The sequence below is a fragment of the Kitasatospora sp. NPDC059795 genome (assembly GCF_042732175.1).
Taxonomy (GTDB): Bacteria; Actinomycetota; Actinomycetes; order Streptomycetales; family Streptomycetaceae; genus Kitasatospora.
Window position 1 is genome coordinate 137,625 of the sequence record NZ_JBHWID010000016.1, and the last position, 15,553, is coordinate 153,177.

The following is a 15,553-nucleotide window of genomic DNA, read 5'->3' on the forward strand; positions in this document are numbered from 1 at the left end:
TCCACCACCGCAAGACGGGTTTTGACGTTGCCATGACGATTTCGCATCCGTACCATTCAGGCCTACCGGCGGCGGCACACCGTCGCGCAGAGCGCTCTCGGGAAGCGGGTCTTCCATGGCTGCTGCACCGTCCACCCGTCGTCGCCGCCCTTTCGGCGCCCTCGGCCTCCTCCTGTCCGGCGGCCTGCTGGCCGCCGCCCTGCTGGGCACCGCCCCGGCCGCCCCCACCCCTCTCAGCGCCCGGTCGCTCGTCGCGCAGAGCTGGGGCGACGACTTCGACGGTCCGGCCGGCGCTGCCGCCGATCCCGCCAAGTGGACGGTGGAGACCGGCGGTTCGGGCAACGGGAACCACGAACTCCAGTACTACACGGCCGGTGCGGCCAACGCCGCGCTGGACGGCCAGGGCCACCTGGTGATCACGGCGAAGCGCAGCACCGACCCCAACCTCTCCTGCTGGTACGGGACGTGCCAGTACACCTCGGCACGGCTGAACACCTCCCGCACCTTCACCCAGGCGTACGGCCACTTCGAGTCCCGCATCAAGATCCCGCGCGGGCAGGGGATCTGGCCCGCCTTCTGGATGCTCGGCAACGACATCGGCACGGCGGGCTGGCCGACCAGCGGCGAGATCGACGTGATGGAGAACATCGGCCGCGAGCCGGGCACCGTGCACGGCACCATCCACGGCCCGGGCTACTCGGGCGCGGGCGGCATCGGCGCGCCGTACTCGCTGCCGGCCGGGCAGTCCTTCGCGGACGACTTCCACACCTTCGCGGTGGACTGGAGCCCGTCCGCCCTCACCTGGTCCGTGGACGGCCACGCCTACCAGACCCGCACCCCGGCCGACCTCGGCGGCAACCGCTGGGTGTTCGACCACCCGTTCTTCGTGATCCTCAACCTGGCCGTCGGCGGCGACTGGCCCGGCAGCCCGGACGGTTCCTCGACGTACCCGCAGACCATGGTCGTCGACTACGTCCACGTCACCACCTCGGGCTCCGGCCCGCTGCCGTACACCGGCCGGATCACCGGCCCGGGCGGCATGTGCGTGGACGTGGCGGGCGCCTCCGGCGCCGACCGCACCCCGATCCAGCTGCACAACTGCACCGGCAACGCCGCCCAGCAGTGGACGGTCGGCACCGACGGCACCGTCCGCGCCCTCGGCAAGTGCCTGGACGTGGACGCCGCCTCCCACAACGACGGCGCGGCCATCCAGCTCTACACCTGCAACGGCACCCCCGCCCAGCAGTGGTCGTACAGCGCCCGCGCCCTCGTCAACACCGGCTCCGCCAAGTGCCTCGACTCCCCGAACGGCTCCTCCGCCGACGGCACCCGCCTCCAACTCTGGACCTGCAACGGCACCCCGGCCCAGCAGTGGACGCTGGGCTGACGCCAGGTCAGTCGGTCACCGGCCCGAGCGGGGTGACCGTGACGGTCAGCCGGCCGACGGTGCCGATGCTCGCGTTGTCGAAGGTCTGGTCGACGACGGTGAGCTGCACCAACTGCCGGCCGTCCGTCACCACGCAGATGCTGCTGCCCCGCTGGAGGCCGTCGTGGGCCAGTGCGGAACGGTCAGCGGTGCCGATCCTGAACTTCTTCATCAGGGAGCCGTTGCCGGCCGCCCGCTGACAGGTCTCCCGGGTGGCGGCCCCGAAGGGCGCCAGCACCCCGCCGGTCCGCCCGGCGCCGGGCTGAACCTCGAACTCGGCCGTCGAGGCGTCGGTCATCAGCAGGTCGACGCGCGCCCGGTCGGCGTCGTCGCGCTGCCGCCACTCGTCCTCGGTCACCCGCCGCGACCGGCCCGACGGCAGGTCCAGGTCGATCACCTGCAACTCGCCCGCCGGAGCCCGCTCCAGCACGATCCGCTCCGGCCCCGAAGGGACGGGGGTGGCCGGCGCCGGGCTGCTCACCGGCGCGGTCGGAAACAGCACCGGGGCCGGCCGCGCGGTGCGCTCCTCGTCGTGGCCGCTGACGAGGTACGCCCCGCTCCCCATCAGCACCAGGCCCACCACAAGCCCTGCGCGTCTGCGCCCCGAGAGCTCCGCCCGTTCCATCTGCACTCCCCCGTTCGTCGGAAGCGCACATGGTAGCGACGATCTTGCACCGGCCGCCCTGCGATTTCACCCGTGGAAGTTCTGGTCCCGCCCGGCCTGGTACACGTTGCCGTCGGTGACGGTGGCGTGGAAGACCGTGCCCCCGGCGGTGCGCTGCTCCGGCGGGAGGGCGGGCGTCAGTTCCTCGTCCAGGACGCGGCGGATCTCGGCGGCGAGCGCCGGGTTGTCGCCGATCAGTCGGCGGAAGCGCCGCTCCCAGTCGCCCGCGAGGGCCGTCAGCGTCGCGTCCTCGGTGCCGTCCGCGCGGGCGCGCAGCACGTCCTCGCGGGTGTCGTCGAGTTCCTGCTCGATGGACTCCGCGCGTTCGGGGCGCAGCCGTCGCCATGCCCCGGCGACGGCGGCCCTGGCGCCTTCCCAGGCGTCGGTGGCCAGCAGGGTGACCACGGTGGTGGCCGCCTGCCCGGCGAGCACGGCCGTCGTGACCTGGTCCGGTTCCATCTGCACTCCCCCGTTCGTCCGACGTGCTCATGATAGCCACGATCTCCCGTGTCCCTCACGGTGATTGACGTGCCGTCACGGTTCGGACGGCACCTGGCTGAGCGGAGCGGCCAGCGACTCCAGGCTGCGGCGTTCGGCCTTGACGCCGATCACCGCCTCGACCAGGCCCGCCAGCACCATCAGCGTCGCCCCGATGCAGAACGCCAGTGTGGCGTCGGCGACTTCGCCGCTGGAGACCAGGCCGTTGAAGAGCAGCGGTCCGGAGATGCCGCCGGCGGCGGTGCCGACGGCGTAGAAGAACGCGATGCACAGCGCGCGGGTCTCCAGCGGGAAGATCTCGCTGACGGTGAGGTAGGCGGCGCTGGCCCCGGCGGAGGCGAGGAACAGCACGGCCGTCCAGCAGGCGGTCATGGTGGTGGCGTCGAGCGAGCCGCGGTGGAACAGCCAGGCGGTGCCGAACAGCAGGACGCCGGAGCCGATGTAGGTGCCGGCGATCATCGGTTTGCGGCCGACGGAGTCGAAGAGGTGGCCGAGCAGCAGCGGGCCGAGGAAGTTGCCGACGGCGATCACCGCGAAGTAGTAGCCGGTGCGGCCGGTGGGGACGTCGAAGAACGTGGTGAGGATCGCGGCGTAGCCGAAGGTGACGGAGTTGTACAGGAAGGCCTGGCCGATGAAGAGCGCCAGCCCGAGGACCGTGCGGCGCGGGTAGTGCGAGACGAGGGTGCGGGCGATGGTGACGAAGCCGACCGGGCCGCGTGCGCGGATCCGGATCGGCGGTTCGTCCACCGGCGGGAGGGGCTTGCCGGTCTCGCGTTCGACGATCCGTTCGGCCTCGGCGACGATCTCCTCGGCCTCCCGGCGGCGTCCGTGGGTGAACAGCCAGCGCGGGCTCTCGGGGACGTGCCGGCGCACCAGCAGGATGACCAGGCCGAGCACCAGGCCGATGCCGAAGGCGAGTCGCCAGCCGACGTCGGTGGCGAACAGCGAGGTGTCGAGCAGCGCGATGGACGCGAACGCGCCGATCGCCGCGCCGATCCAGAAGCTGCCGTTGACGATCAGGTCGATCCGGCCGCGCACCCGGGCGGGGATCAGTTCGTCGATCGCGGAGTTGATCGCCGCGTACTCGCCGCCGATGCCGAAGCCGGTGAAGAACCGGCACAGGAAGAAGAACCAGGCGGTCCAGGACAGCGCGGTGACGGCGGTCGCGGCGAGGTACACCGCGAGGGTGATCATGAACAGTTTCTTCCGGCCGAGCCGGTCGGTGAGCCAGCCGAAGAACAGCGCGCCGCAGCACGCGCCGGCCACGTACAGCGCGGCGGCGACTGTGGTGACCTGGGCGGTGCTGATGGCGATGCCGCTGCCGGGTTCGGCGAGCCGGCCGGCCAGGTTGCCGACGATGGTGACTTCCAGGCCGTCCAGGATCCACACGGTGCCGAGGCCGATCAGGATCCGCCAGTGCCAGGGCGACCACGGCAACCGGTCCAGCCTGCCGGGGACGTCGGTCTCCACGGCCTGGTCCCCCGCGCGTTGCGGTGCGGACATCTCGACCCTCCCTCGCTGCGGTCTCCCGCGCACCCGGCGTTTTCCGGACGCACCGTCAGCGCGTCTGCCCACCGCTCCCCCCGGCACACACCTGGCCGCCCGCCGATCGGCTCAACCGTGCAGCGGGGCGCGGACCGGCGCGGCGCACCTGACGCGGGGGCGTTCGAGCAGGTCGGCGAGGGCGGTCATCGGGGCGGTCGGGCTTCCAGGCGGTCGGCGTGGATGCGGGTCTCGAAGCGGGGCTGCGGGGCGGTGGCGGGGCCCTGCACGGGGTGGCCGTCGCTGAGCCGGAAGCGGGACTGGTGCACCGGGCACTGCACGCAGCCGTCGACGAGTTCGCCCTCGGCGAGCGAGCCGGCCATGTGGGTGCAGCGGTCGGCGAGGACGGTCCAGCTGCCGTCGGAGCGGTGCACGACGAGGACGGCGACCTCGCCGAGGCGGCGGCGCACGGGGACGTCGGCGGGGAAGTCGCCGGTCGTACCGAGCGGGCGCCAGTCGGGTGGGGCGAGCCGGAACTCGGCCTCGGCGTGGGCGGCGCCGGCGGCGTACCGGTAGGCGAGGTGTCCGCCGAGCGCGGCGGCCAGGCCGACGACGGTGGTGCCGCTCAGCCCGAGCAGGCGGCCGCGCAGGCCGTGGCCGCGGCGGCGGGCCCGCAGCGAGCACAGGTGGAACGCGGCGCCGGTGGCGGCGCTCGCGGCGTGCACCAGCCCGGTGCGGCGCTGGACGGGCGGCAGCCGGGACCAGTCGACCCAGCCGGACCAGAACACCGGCGGCAGGCTGATCAGCCCGGCGGCGGTCAACCGGCGGGCGGCGAGATCGTCCGTGCGGGTGAGATCGAGCAGTCCGGCGGCCAGCCAGCAGCCGATCGGGGTCTCCACCAGCACCGGGTGCAGGGGGTGGCCGAGCGGGACGCCGTGCAGCAGGTCGCGGGCGCGGCCGAGCGGCAGGGCCTGGACGAAGGAGGCGAGGCGCTCCGCCACGGGGTCGAGGAACGTCCAGTGCCCGGGGACGTCCAGCCAGTCGGCGGGGCCTGCGTGCAGTTGTTCCATGCCGGGGCGGCTGTCCACTCCCCCGGACCCCAAACACCGGCCGGGGGCGGCCGGAGAACGGCAGAAAGGCGGCGGACGGGGCGGGCCGCGGCCGTTCAGTGCGGCACTTCTTCGCTGCGGCACTGTCCCGCGCGGGGCTGCGCCGGAGGGCGGAGCGTCTCCAGCCAGACGCGTTTGCCGCCGCCGGGCACCGGTTCGCTGCCCCAGACGGCGGCGAGCCGGTCGACCACCCGCAGCCCGTGGCCGCCCGGCCGGACGAGGGCGTGCGGGGCGCGCAGCACCGGCATCCGGTCGTCACTGTCACACACCGCGACCCGCAACAGCGGTCCGCACCTGGTCAGTTCGAGCGCGTAGGGGCCGGCCGCGTGCTGGCAGGCGTTGGCGACGAGTTCGCCGGTCATCAGCAGGACGTCCTCGGCGGCGGCGCGGCCGTCGGCGTCGTGTGCGGGCAGCCAACCCCAGGCGTGCAGGGCGCGGCGGGTGAACTCGCGGCAGCGTGCGACGGCCCCGGGCACGGCGTCCAGCGGCAGGGTGCGGCGCTCGGTGCGCCCCTGGACCGGCAGACCGTTCATCGATGCTCGCCGGGCCCCTGCACATCCGCGCCGGTGAGCTCCGGCATCCGCACCACCGGGGCGCCGGGGGGACGGCGCAGGGTGACGGCGAGGGGGGCGCCGACGACAGGTCGCGGGTCCACGGTGCGAACACCTCCTGCCGAGCGCTGTGACTCTCCGCCGCGGGGCGGCTCGGTCCGCGCGGGTACCCGGTGCGGCGGGGGCTCAATCACCGCCGGTGTCGGAGGCGGGCCCGGTGCGGCCCTCGATCTGTTCGCGCAGGCCGGTCAGGGTGGCGGCGAGGATCCGGGAGACGTGCATCTGGGAGACGCCGATCTCGTGGGCGATCTCGCTCTGGGTGAGTCCGCCCCAGAACCGCAGCAGCAGCACGGTGCGTTCGCGTTCGGGCAGGCGGCTGATGAACGGCCGTGCCACCACGCGCAGTTCGGCGACTTCGAGGGCGGGGTCGCAGCAGCCGAGCCGGTTGATCAGGGCGGTGCCGGTGTCGTCGGAGTCCTCGTCGCGCAGCGAGTCCAGCGAGTCGCAGCGGCAGAGCCGTCCGGCGTCCAGCCCTTCGGCGGCCTCGGCCTCGGTGACGTGCAGTTCCTCGGCGAGTTCGGCGGTGTCGGGCAGCCGGCCGAGGTCCTGTTCGAGACGGTCGGAGGCGCGGGCGGCGGCCAGGTAGCGTTCCTGGACGCTCCGCGGGACCCGCAGCGGCCAGGACGTGTCGCGGAAGAACCGTTTGATCTCGCCGGAGATGGTCGGGATGGCGTAGGTGACGAACTCGACGCCGCGGTCCGGGTCGAACCCGTCGACGGCCTTGATCAGGCCGATGGTGCCGACCTGCAGGATGTCGTCGAGCTCCTCGGGACGGTGCCGGAACCGGCCGGCGACGAACCGCACCAGCGGCATGTTGAGCTCGATCACGGTGCCGCGCACGTAGCTGGACTTCGGCTCCTCGGGCGGCAGTTCGGCCAGCCGCCGGAACAGCGCGTCACTGAGTTCGCGGGCCTCGCCCTTGCCCATGGCGCGCATCTCGCGCCGGGTCGGCCGGTACATCGGGTCGATGTCACGCATCGGGTCGGTGTCGCGCATCGCGTCGGTGTCGCGGCCGGCCGTGGCGCGGTGGTGGTCGTGTCTCCGGTCGGGGCCGTTGCGGCGCACCGCCGGTTCGCGGTCGGTCATGGTGGTCACGGGGAGTCACCTCCCGGGGACGGCGCGGCGCGCTCCGGCGCGTCGAACGCCCCACTTCTGCCGATCGAGCCCTTACCCGATCGAGTGAGTTTGAACCTGATTCGTCCTGATTCACCAGGGTATGCGCGACATGACCCGCCCGGCGACGGAAGGAGAGCGGTCATGCCTGCCGGATCGAGCCCCAAGCGGGAGCGCCAGTACGAGCACGTCAAGGTGAGCCGGCCGAAGCGCGGTGTCGAGAGCCGGTCGACGATGAACGAGCACCGGCGCGAAAACGCCCTGGGGCGGTGAGCACGATGACGATGCCGATCCCCGGCGACCCCGACATCCGGCCGCCCGATCCGCCCGACAGCCCGCCCAGGCCGACCGACCCGCCCGGCCCGTGGGCCCCGACCCGGCCCCTGCCGGACCCGGACCCGCCGCTGTCGCCGCCCGTCCCCGAGCCCGGCGGACCCGGCCCCGGCCCCGGCCCCGGCCCCGGCGGACCAGACCCCGGCGGACCCGAGCCTGAGCCCTCGCCTTCGCCCGAACCACAGCCGGCCGCTCCCCACGCCCGGCGGGTAGCCACCCGGCCGCCCCGCCGCCCCGCCACTGCTCCGATCGGGTGAGGCCCGGCGCGGAGGCGGGCGGCCCGGGCCGTCCGCCGCTAGCGTCCTGCGGAATCGGACCGGGAGAGACGCATGCGGTGGACGACAGTGGCGGAGGCAGCCGTGTGGTGGGCGGCACTGTGCGCGCTCTACCTCGTCCTGATCTCCGCCGTCGGCCCCCTGGAGTTCGCCCTCGGCGCCCTGGCCGCCCTGCTGGGCACCCTCGTCGTCCGGACGGCCGCCGCGACCCTGCGGCACCTGCCGCTCACCGCCGCCCCGCGCCCACCGCTCCCCGAACACACCGCCCCCGCCCGCCCGTTGCCCCTGCACCCGGCAACCCCCTGCGGCTACCCGCCCTCCCCCCAATCCGCCCTGCTGGAACGCGCCTTGACGCCGACCCGGTGACCACCCGCCCGGACTCCCGCCCGGACGAACCGGCTGCTCGGCGCCACCTCAGGGGGCAGCCTCGACGCACTCCCGCACCGGGCTCTCCGTCGACAACTGCGCCTTGCCGCAGCCGAGTTCGGGCAGCAGGGACAGCACCCCGAGCGCCGCGAGCCCGGCGCCCAGCCACAGCGCGGCCCGCAGCCCGAAGCGTTCGATGGCCAGGCCTCCGACCGAGGAGCCGATGATCACGCCGAGGGTGATGAAGGAGGCGTGGACGGTGTTGACCAGCGGGCCCGGGTTGCCCACGCGCTGGATGCGGACGGTCATCGCCGGGTTCATGGTCACTCCGACCAGCCCGACGCCCAGCATGGCGATCACCGCGGGGACGCGGAGGTGCGCGAACGTCGCGAAGGCGGCCAGGAAGAGCGTGTTGAGGATCAGTCCGGCCAGCAGAACGCCGATGGTGTGCCGGTCGGCCAGCCGCCCGACCACCGCATTCCCGACCACGGTGGCCGCGCCGTACGCAACGAGAAGGAACGGCACGGCCCCCGAGGCGAACCCGGTGACCTCGGTGAGGATCGGGCTGAGGTAGCTGAACGCCGAAAAGGTCGCGCCGATGATCAGGCTGCTGGTCGGCAGCGCCAGCCACAGCCGGCGGTTCCGGAAGACCGCCAGCTCCTTCCGGAAGTCACTGCCGCCGTCGGCGAGCGCAAGTCCGGGAACGCCTGCCGTCGTTGCCGCTGCGGCGAGGACGGTCAGTCCGCCGACCGTCCAGAACGCGGCGCGCCAGCCGAACTGCCCGCCGATCAGCGTGGACAGCGGCAGCCCGAGCAGCGTGCCGAGCATCAGTCCGTTCAGGACGACGGCGATGGCGCGGCCCCGCACCTCCGGGCGGCTCAGCTGGACCGCCACCGCGATGGCGACTCCGAAGAACGCCTGGGAGGCGACGCCGCTGACGACCCGCGCGACCACCATGACCGGGTAGGAGGGCGCGAGGGCCGCGAGCACGTTGCCCGCCAGGAAAATCGCGAACAGCAGCATGAGCGCGGGCTTCGGTCGCACGCGGACCAGCGCGACGGTCATCAACGGCCCGCCCACCGCCATGGCCACCGCGAACGCCGTGATCAGGTAGCCGACTTGGGAGACGGTCACCCCGAGCCCGCCCGCCAGCTCGGGCATCAGCCCTCCGACGGCGAACTCGCTGGTCACCATGGCGAAGATGCCTGCCGCCAGGACATAGATGGCTCGGGGCACGGAAACTCCCTCTTTCTGCATCGATCGGTGTAGAACTCGCCCACGAAAAAGCCCTCGGGCGCCGAGCCGCCCTCGGGCAGGGCACAGCAGGGGGCACAGTAGGAAAACGTGAGACAGCGGGTCGCGGCAGCGGCGGTTCAGCCCAGGGCGTCCAGAGCCGTGGCCGCGATCGCCGCGACCGTGGCGTCGTCCGCGCCGCCCTGGGCCGACACCCGGATGCCGGCGATCACCGCATTGACGAACCTGGCCAGCTCGACGGGATCGCGCGTGGAGCCGATGTCGCCGCCCCGCTGCCCGCTCGCGATGACGGCGCTCAGACTGGCGAGCCGCCGCTGCGTGTCGCGGTCGAGCATCAGCGCGATCTCGGGGTCGCGGCCGGCGAGCTCCATCGTGGTGTTGACGGTCAGGCAGCCGAGGCCGTGGCCGTCGCGCCGGTTCTCCGCCTCGGTTTCGAGGATCCTGGCGAACAGTGCACGAATCCGCTCGATCGCCGACGACTCGTGATCGTCGAGGATGCGCAGCTGATCGGCCGTGGTCGAATCCATGTACCGGGTGAGCGCCCGCTTGAACAGCTCGCGCTTGTTGGTGAAGGCGTTGTACACGCTGCTGCGGTCCAGGCCGAGCGCCTCGCACAGGTCCCTGGTCGAGGTCGACTCGTAGCCGTTCGCCCAGAACGTGCGCATCGCGGTGTCCAGGACCCGGTCCTCGTCGAACGATCTCGGTCTCGCCATGTCGCCACGCTAACCGTTCTGCACCGGTCGGTGCAATACGGCACGGCCCGTCACTTCGCGTCCACGGCCCGCGCCTCCGCGGCGGCGAAGAACTCCAGCAGCCGGGCGTTGACCACCTCCGGCCGCTCCAGCGTCAGGCCGTGGCCCGCGCCCGGAACGATCTCCGCCCGGACGCCCGGGATCAGTGCCTCGACCCTGCGCAGCACCCGGCCCGGGCGCAGCAGGGCGCTGCGGGCACCGATCAGGACGAGCGCGGGGACGGCGATGCGGCGCAGGTCGTCGTCCGGGAACGGGGGTGCGGCCGGCCGGCTCGCCGGCTTCCAGGTGCGCATGGCGAGCATCAGCGGCGCGAGCATCTCGGGCGGCGCGGCCAGCGCGGGGTTGGCGAGCAGCCGGGCGAGGGCGGGGCGAAGTCGCCGGGGGGCCAGCATGCCGAACAGGCCCGCGATCATGTGGACGTAGAACCGCGCCGGGACCTTCTCGATGCCGCCCGGGTCCAGCGGCGCTACGGAGGCCAGCCGGCCGGGCCCGCGGACGGCCTGGTTGAGGGCGAGCCAGCCGCCGTACGAGACGCCGACCAGGTGCACCCGCTCCAGTCCGAGCCCGTCCAGCACCTCGCCGAGCCATCCGGCGTTCTCCTCCGGCCCGGCGGCGACGGCGCGCTGCACACTGCGGCCGGGGTCGTCGAGGGTGGAGACGGCGTACACGGGGCGGTGGGCGCCGAGGGCGGCGATCTGCGGGTGCCAGTTGGCGGGGTGGCCGGCGTGGCCGTGCAGCAGGACGACGGGGTTGCCGGTGCTCGGGCCGTAGTGGTGGACGTGGACGGTGCCGTAGGAGGTCTCGACGTCGAGGGCGCGGTGCGGGGTGGGCCACAGGTCCATGGCCCGGTCGTAGGCGGCGAGGAACGCGGTGCGCGCCTCCTCGTTGACGAAGTGTCCGACGCTGGTCCTGGTCATGGGCGGGCCCCTCCCCGATCGACTTTTGGTGGTATGGTTGTACCATAAAAATGTTCGAAGGGGTTCGGATGCCGAAGCTGGTCGACCACGAGGAACGGCGGGCCCTGATCATCGACGCCCTGCTGCGCGACGCCGCCCGGACGGGCCTGCACGCCGTCACGATGCGCTCCGTCGCGCTGGAGGCGGGCGTCTCGGTGCGCCTGGTGCAGTACTACTTCGACACCAAGGAACAGCTCCTCCTCGCCACCCTCGCCCGCCTCGGCGTGCGCATGGGCGAACGCGTCCGCACCCGGGTCCGGGCCGCCACCGCCGGCTCGGCCACGCCGCCCACCCCGCGCGAGATCGTCGAGGCGGTGCTGCTGGAGGCCGTCCCCACCGACGAGGAGAGCCGCACCTTCCACCTCGTCTACACCGCGTACGCCGTCCTCTCCGTCACCGACCCGGCGCTCGCCGGCCAGTCCTTCATGGCCGCCCCCGACGAGATGGAGGCCTTCCTGGTCGCCCAACTCACCGCCGCCGCCGTCCCCGACCCGGCCCTCGAAGCCGTCGCCCTGCTCGCCCTCTCCGCCGGCCTCGGCCTCAGCGTCCTGCTCGGCCAGCGCACCCCCGACGCCGCCACCGCCGTCCTGCACCACCACCTCGGCCGACTGTTCCGGCAGGGCTGCTGACCCACCCTCAACATCCCGCTCGCAGCAGGCCGTTGGCCCGTGCCAGGATCACTCTGTGCCCTTCGACCACAACGACCACTACCACCGCCTGCTGCTGCGACAGGTGCCGCGAGGCGCCCGCACCGCTCTCGACGTCGGCTGCGGGACCGGCCGTTTCGCCCGCCGACTCGCCGGGCTGGGCCTGCGGGTCGACGCGATCGACCGGTCCGCGGAGGCCGTCGCGCAGGCCCGCGCGTTCCTGCCGGCCACCGGCGACCGGGTGCCGCGGTTCCGCGTTGCGGACGTCACCGACCTCCAACTCGCCGACGGGCAGTACGACTTCATCTCCTGCCTGGCCTCCCTCCACCACATGCCGTTCGACACCGTCGCCGCCCTGCGTGACGCCCTGGCCCCCGGCGGGGTGCTGGTGATCCTGGGCTGCTACCCGGAGCGGACCCTCCCCGACTGGGCCTGGAGCCTGGCGGCCGTCCCCGTCAACGCCGCTGCCCGGCTCGCCGTTTCCGCAGCCGACCGGGTCCGCCCGACCCCGCCGGACGGCTCGGCCGGGGCACCGGTGATGCCGCCGACCGTACCGCTGGACGAGATCCGCCGCGAGGCGGCCGTCCTGCTGCCCGGCTGCCGCATCCGCAGGCTGCTGTTCTGGCGCTACCTGCTCGTCCACCGCAGGCCCGGCCAGCGACACAGACCGGGCGTCACCGCCCCGAGCGGATCGACGATCCGGCAGGTGAGCGACTTATTTTACGAGTAAATCACCTGTTAATCTCTTCTGGTGAGCACACGACCCCCGACCGCCCCAGCTGTTCGCCGCATCCCCTTGCCGCCGCTGCGCCAGGTGCTCCGGCTGGGAACCCCGGCGGACATCTGGCACAAGCCCGCCGTCAGCGCCGTCGTCGCCGTGGGGGCCGTGAACCTCACCCTGCTCGCGCTCGGCCGCCTCGACCTCGCGCTCTACACGATGGCGGGCTGCCTGTGCGCCCTCTACGGCCACGGGCTCCCGTACCCCGCCCGGGCCCGCACCCTCGCCGCAGTGGCCGCCGGCACCGTCCTCAGCACGGCCGTCGCGCTCACCGCCGCCTCGCTCACCCACTCCGCCGCCGTCCTGGTCGCGGTCTGCGCCGTCCTCGCCGCGCTCCACAAGCTCGCCTGCGAGGCGGGCCGGGTCGGCCCGCCCGGCGCCCTCATCGTGACCTTCACCAGCACCACCTGCGCCTTCGTTCCCCAGCGCCTCGCCGATCTGCCCGCACACCTGGCGCTCACCACCCTCGGCGCCGCCGTGGCCTGGCTGGTCTGCATGGCCCCGGCCCTGGTCCGGCCTCTCGGACCCGAACGGATCCTGACGGCACGAGCCCTCGAAGCCGCCGCCCGCCTCCTGTCCGGCGAACCCGACCGGCGCCCCGCCGCCCGCACGGCGCTCGCCGCCGCCGTCAACGCCGCACGCCACACCCTCGCGCCGGACTCGGCGCCCGCCGTCGCAGAACCGCGCCGCCGCACCGTGGCCGTCCTGGAACGCCTGCTCGTCCGCAGCGAGTCCGCTCTGGCCTCGACACCGGCACACCAGGACACCGACGCCGACACCGACGCCGACACCGCCAGGCGGTACCAGCGCTGGGCCCGCGACCTGCGGCGCAACCGGCCGCTGCCCGCCATCGAGCTCACCGCCGCCGAAGCCGCCGAACTGCGCGACGCCGCCGAAGCGGCAGCGGCGACCGCGCGCCGGCCGTCGCGGTGGCACGCGCTGCGCCCCGGCTCGCCGCTGCTGCCGATCACGCTGCGGGTCGCGCTGGGCTGCGCGGCTGCCGGATGGGCGTCGATGGCGCTGGGGGTCGGACGGCCCGGCTGGGCGGTGGTCACCGCCGCCTCGATCTACCAGGCGAGCGCCGGCCTGTCCTGGCAACGCGCACTCCAGCGCGTGCTCGGCAACCTGCTCGGACTGCTCGTGTTCACCGCGCTGCTGCCCGTCTCCAGGACCGGCCAGCTCGCCCTGGTCCTGATCGCGCTGGCCTGCAACTTCGCGACCGAGGCGACGATCGCCCGCAGCTACTGGCTGGCAAGCGCCTTCGTGACACCGATGGCACTGCTGATGACCGAGTTCGCCGGCCACCAGGACGCCCGGACCATGGTGGCCGACCGCTGGCTGGACACCTGCCTGGGCGCCCTGTTCGGCCTCGCCGCCTGCCTGGTGGTCACCAACCGCCGCACCAGCACCCGCCTCGACCGCGCCCTCGCCGCACTCCTCGCGGCCACCGAATCGGCCCGCACCGCCGTTGGCGACGCACCGACCGCCGTCGCCGACGCACCGACCGCCGTCGCGGCCCGCCGCCGGCTCTCCCACGCACTGGTGGAACTGCGCGAGGCCACCGACATCGCCTCCGGCGAGTGGTGGCAGCGCGTCCTGCCCCAGCGCCGGATCGCCCAGGCCGAGCGGGAAGGCCACGGGCAACTGGCCGCCATGCTCGACCGCCGCGGCCACGAGCCGTCTCCGGCCTGCCCCTAGGATCGAAGCCCGGCCACCGGACCCGACGCACCCGCGCGGCCGGCCGACCCGGCGCCGAACACCCGGTTCGGACAGCGATCGCCCGAAGCGGCAGAGATGGAGCACCGTCAGTGGAGGACGCCGTCGCGGGCGTGCTGCGGCAGTGGCACCAGGCCTACCCCGACCTGGACCCCGAACCGATCGCCGTCCTCGGCCGGATCAACCGCATCGCCGCCCTGCTGCAACAGGGCCGAACCGGCCCGCTGCCCCACGAAGGCCTCACCCGATCCGAGTTCGACATCCTCGGCGCCCTGCGCCGTACCGATCGCGAGCTGACCCCGTCCCAACTGGCCAGGGAGACCTTCGCCTCGGGCGCCGCGGTCACCAAGCGCCTGCGGCAACTGGAGGATCGCGGCCTGGTCGCCCGCCGCGCCGACGACCGCGACCGCCGGGTCTCCCACCTCTCCCTCACCACCGCGGGAACCGAGCTGGTCGACCGGGTCTACCCCGACCTCCTCGCCTACGACCGGACCCTGCTCTCCGGCCTCACCTCCGGCGAACGCGAGGACCTGTCCAGGGACCTCGGCCGCCTGCTGCTCGTCCTGGAGGGCAGCAGCGGCCGCACTCAGCTCTGACTCTGCTCCGGCTCCGGCTCTGACCCTGATCCGGCTCCGGCTCTGCGAACGCGCCCGTTGGTCGAGCCCCGACCGGCGGTCAGTATCCGGCTCCTGATTGAGTCCGGCGGGGCCGGGCAGACGTGGCACGACACGGAGCAACGGAGCAAGCGAAAGGACGTGGACCATGCTGCTGCTCGGACTCCTCCTGTTCGCCGCGTCCGGCGCCTTCGCCGGGCTGCTGATCGCCGACAACCTGGGCGGCGGGCCCGAGACGGGTGTCACGGTGCTCGGCCACAACATCGGCACCGTCAACACCCTCGGCGCGTTCCTCGCCGGAATCGCCCTGACGCTGATGGCCTGCGCCGGCATCGCCCTGATGAGCGCAGGCCTTCGCTGGCACCGCCGCCGCCGCGCCGAGCGGGTCGTCGCGGACGAGCACACGGCCGTCGACCCCACCGTCGACCCCGCCACCGGCTCGACCGCCGACCCGACCCGCACCGCACAGCGGCCGCCCAGCCACCCGCGCCACCGTTTCACCCACTGACGACCTCCTGAAAGGAAACCCCCATGAGTGACGCCTCCGACAGGATCAAGCACCGGGCCGAGGAAGCCGTCGGCGCCGCCAAGGAGAAGACCGGCGCCGCCACCGGCAACGAACGCCTGGAGGACGAGGGCCGCGGCGACCAGGCCGAAGCCCAGGCCAAGCAGACCGCCGACCACGCGAAGGACAAGCTCAAGGAGGGCGTCGACAAGCTCAAGGGCGCCTTCAAGCGCTGACCGGCCCACGCCCCCACCACCGGGCCCCGCCCCGCCGAACGCGCCGAGGGCGGGGCCCGGTCGGCAGCGCGGACGCGGGCCTCACTGCCACAGTGGCCGTCGGCACGTCTGACCGCCGGGCGCGCAGCGACACCACTCTCGTGCGCCCGGCGCACTTAACAGCCAAGAATGCGCCCCCTGCGCCACCCGCCGCCGATCGCGCCGCGACGCACCTCCCT

The 15,553-nt window shown here is 73.5% G+C and carries 18 protein-coding genes and 1 pseudogene; 9 read left to right on the forward strand and 10 right to left on the reverse strand.

Features of this window, described 5'->3' with window-relative positions; all coding sequences use genetic code 11:
• Positions 1–115 precede the first annotated feature (115 nt).
• Positions 116–1,387, forward strand: a complete 1,272-nt coding sequence (locus ACFV4P_RS28630) for a ricin-type beta-trefoil lectin domain protein (RefSeq protein WP_380475930.1) — start codon at positions 116–118, stop codon at positions 1,385–1,387.
• A gap of 7 nt (positions 1,388–1,394) precedes the next feature.
• Here ACFV4P_RS28630 and ACFV4P_RS28635 read toward each other — a convergent pair whose 3' ends face one another.
• From ACFV4P_RS28635 to ACFV4P_RS28665, 7 genes are all read right to left on the reverse strand, one after another.
• Positions 1,395–2,051 carry a hypothetical protein gene (locus ACFV4P_RS28635; RefSeq protein WP_380475933.1) on the reverse strand — a complete coding sequence of 219 codons (657 nt, stop codon included), beginning with the start codon at positions 2,049–2,051 and terminating at the stop codon, positions 1,395–1,397.
• A gap of 66 nt (positions 2,052–2,117) precedes the next feature.
• Complete coding sequence (locus ACFV4P_RS28640) at positions 2,118–2,549, reverse strand: hypothetical protein (RefSeq protein WP_380475935.1); 432 nt, start codon at positions 2,547–2,549, stop codon at positions 2,118–2,120.
• A gap of 75 nt (positions 2,550–2,624) precedes the next feature.
• On the reverse strand, positions 2,625–4,091 hold the full coding sequence (locus ACFV4P_RS28645) for an MFS transporter (protein WP_380475938.1): 1,467 nt from the start codon (positions 4,089–4,091) through the stop codon (positions 2,625–2,627).
• 185 nt (positions 4,092–4,276) lie between these two features.
• A complete protein-coding gene (locus tag ACFV4P_RS28650; protein WP_380475941.1) occupies positions 4,277–5,140 on the reverse strand; it encodes a Rieske 2Fe-2S domain-containing protein in 864 nt (287 codons plus the stop codon).
• Between the two features lie 95 nt (positions 5,141–5,235).
• Positions 5,236–5,712 carry an ATP-binding protein gene (locus tag ACFV4P_RS28655; protein ID WP_380475944.1) on the reverse strand — a complete coding sequence of 159 codons (477 nt, stop codon included), beginning with the start codon at positions 5,710–5,712 and terminating at the stop codon, positions 5,236–5,238.
• The gene (locus tag ACFV4P_RS28660) at positions 5,709–5,834 is read right to left on the reverse strand and encodes a hypothetical protein (RefSeq protein ID WP_380475946.1); all 126 of its coding nucleotides are present in this window, start codon (positions 5,832–5,834) and stop codon (positions 5,709–5,711) included. The genes ACFV4P_RS28655 and ACFV4P_RS28660 overlap by 4 nt, the downstream gene beginning before the upstream one ends.
• Before the next feature lie 82 nt (positions 5,835–5,916).
• On the reverse strand, positions 5,917–6,876 hold the full coding sequence (locus tag ACFV4P_RS28665) for a SigB/SigF/SigG family RNA polymerase sigma factor (protein ID WP_380476079.1): 960 nt from the start codon (positions 6,874–6,876) through the stop codon (positions 5,917–5,919).
• A gap of 171 nt (positions 6,877–7,047) precedes the next feature.
• Between ACFV4P_RS28665 and ACFV4P_RS28670 the strand changes: the two are divergent.
• Both ACFV4P_RS28670 and ACFV4P_RS28675 read left to right on the forward strand, forming a co-directional pair.
• Positions 7,048–7,119 (forward strand): annotated as a pseudogene (locus tag ACFV4P_RS28670) (plasmid stabilization protein); the annotation flags it as partial.
• Between the two features lie 446 nt (positions 7,120–7,565).
• Positions 7,566–7,877: a hypothetical protein gene (locus ACFV4P_RS28675; RefSeq protein ID WP_380475949.1), complete on the forward strand. Its 312-nt coding sequence runs from the start codon at positions 7,566–7,568 to the stop codon at positions 7,875–7,877.
• Positions 7,878–7,925: 48 nt separating this feature from the next.
• Here the strand turns inward: ACFV4P_RS28675 and ACFV4P_RS28680 are convergent, their stop codons facing one another.
• The 3 genes from ACFV4P_RS28680 to ACFV4P_RS28690 all read right to left on the reverse strand — a co-directional run bounded on the left by ACFV4P_RS28680 (position 7,926) and on the right by ACFV4P_RS28690 (position 10,800).
• Positions 7,926–9,113: an MFS transporter gene (locus tag ACFV4P_RS28680; RefSeq protein WP_380475952.1), complete on the reverse strand. Its 1,188-nt coding sequence runs from the start codon at positions 9,111–9,113 to the stop codon at positions 7,926–7,928.
• A 137-nt stretch (positions 9,114–9,250) separates the two neighbouring features.
• A complete protein-coding gene (locus ACFV4P_RS28685) occupies positions 9,251–9,844 on the reverse strand; it encodes a TetR/AcrR family transcriptional regulator (protein WP_380475955.1) in 594 nt (197 codons plus the stop codon).
• A gap of 50 nt (positions 9,845–9,894) precedes the next feature.
• A complete protein-coding gene (locus tag ACFV4P_RS28690; RefSeq protein WP_380475958.1) occupies positions 9,895–10,800 on the reverse strand; it encodes an alpha/beta fold hydrolase in 906 nt (301 codons plus the stop codon).
• A 68-nt stretch (positions 10,801–10,868) separates the two neighbouring features.
• On the opposite strand from ACFV4P_RS28690, the gene ACFV4P_RS28695 reads away from it, so the two are divergent.
• From ACFV4P_RS28695 to ACFV4P_RS28720, 6 genes are all read left to right on the forward strand, one after another.
• On the forward strand, positions 10,869–11,468 hold the full coding sequence (locus ACFV4P_RS28695; RefSeq protein ID WP_380475961.1) for a TetR/AcrR family transcriptional regulator: 600 nt from the start codon (positions 10,869–10,871) through the stop codon (positions 11,466–11,468).
• 55 nt (positions 11,469–11,523) lie between these two features.
• The gene (locus ACFV4P_RS28700) at positions 11,524–12,216 is read left to right on the forward strand and encodes a class I SAM-dependent methyltransferase (protein WP_380475963.1); all 693 of its coding nucleotides are present in this window, start codon (positions 11,524–11,526) and stop codon (positions 12,214–12,216) included.
• Between the two features lie 21 nt (positions 12,217–12,237).
• Positions 12,238–13,962: an FUSC family protein gene (locus ACFV4P_RS28705; protein ID WP_380475965.1), complete on the forward strand. Its 1,725-nt coding sequence runs from the start codon at positions 12,238–12,240 to the stop codon at positions 13,960–13,962.
• A gap of 110 nt (positions 13,963–14,072) precedes the next feature.
• Positions 14,073–14,576, forward strand: a complete 504-nt coding sequence (locus ACFV4P_RS28710; protein ID WP_380475968.1) for a MarR family winged helix-turn-helix transcriptional regulator — start codon at positions 14,073–14,075, stop codon at positions 14,574–14,576.
• 166 nt (positions 14,577–14,742) lie between these two features.
• Positions 14,743–15,102: a hypothetical protein gene (locus tag ACFV4P_RS28715; protein WP_380475970.1), complete on the forward strand. Its 360-nt coding sequence runs from the start codon at positions 14,743–14,745 to the stop codon at positions 15,100–15,102.
• 23 nt (positions 15,103–15,125) lie between these two features.
• Positions 15,126–15,335 carry a CsbD family protein gene (locus ACFV4P_RS28720; RefSeq protein ID WP_073810301.1) on the forward strand — a complete coding sequence of 70 codons (210 nt, stop codon included), beginning with the start codon at positions 15,126–15,128 and terminating at the stop codon, positions 15,333–15,335.
• The last annotated feature ends 218 nt before the right edge of the window (positions 15,336–15,553 follow it).

Excerpts from the sequence above, each read along its gene's own strand:
- ACFV4P_RS28630 (WP_380475930.1), top strand. The coding sequence starts at position 116 with ATGGCTGCTGCACCGTCCACCCGTCGTCGCCGCCCTTTCGGCGCCCTC.
- ACFV4P_RS28635 (WP_380475933.1), bottom strand. The coding sequence starts at position 2,051 with ATGGAACGGGCGGAGCTCTCGGGGCGCAGACGCGCAGGGCTTGTGGTG.
- ACFV4P_RS28640 (WP_380475935.1), bottom strand. The coding sequence starts at position 2,549 with ATGGAACCGGACCAGGTCACGACGGCCGTGCTCGCCGGGCAGGCGGCC.
- ACFV4P_RS28645 (WP_380475938.1), bottom strand. The coding sequence starts at position 4,091 with ATGTCCGCACCGCAACGCGCGGGGGACCAGGCCGTGGAGACCGACGTC.
- ACFV4P_RS28650 (WP_380475941.1), bottom strand. The coding sequence starts at position 5,140 with ATGGAACAACTGCACGCAGGCCCCGCCGACTGGCTGGACGTCCCCGGG.
- ACFV4P_RS28655 (WP_380475944.1), bottom strand. The coding sequence starts at position 5,712 with ATGAACGGTCTGCCGGTCCAGGGGCGCACCGAGCGCCGCACCCTGCCG.
- ACFV4P_RS28665 (WP_380476079.1), bottom strand. The coding sequence starts at position 6,876 with ATGACCGACCGCGAACCGGCGGTGCGCCGCAACGGCCCCGACCGGAGA.
- ACFV4P_RS28675 (WP_380475949.1), top strand. The coding sequence starts at position 7,566 with ATGCGGTGGACGACAGTGGCGGAGGCAGCCGTGTGGTGGGCGGCACTG.
- ACFV4P_RS28685 (WP_380475955.1), bottom strand. The coding sequence starts at position 9,844 with ATGGCGAGACCGAGATCGTTCGACGAGGACCGGGTCCTGGACACCGCG.
- ACFV4P_RS28690 (WP_380475958.1), bottom strand. The coding sequence starts at position 10,800 with ATGACCAGGACCAGCGTCGGACACTTCGTCAACGAGGAGGCGCGCACC.
- ACFV4P_RS28695 (WP_380475961.1), top strand. The coding sequence starts at position 10,869 with ATGCCGAAGCTGGTCGACCACGAGGAACGGCGGGCCCTGATCATCGAC.
- ACFV4P_RS28715 (WP_380475970.1), top strand. The coding sequence starts at position 14,743 with ATGCTGCTGCTCGGACTCCTCCTGTTCGCCGCGTCCGGCGCCTTCGCC.
- ACFV4P_RS28720 (WP_073810301.1), top strand. The coding sequence starts at position 15,126 with ATGAGTGACGCCTCCGACAGGATCAAGCACCGGGCCGAGGAAGCCGTC.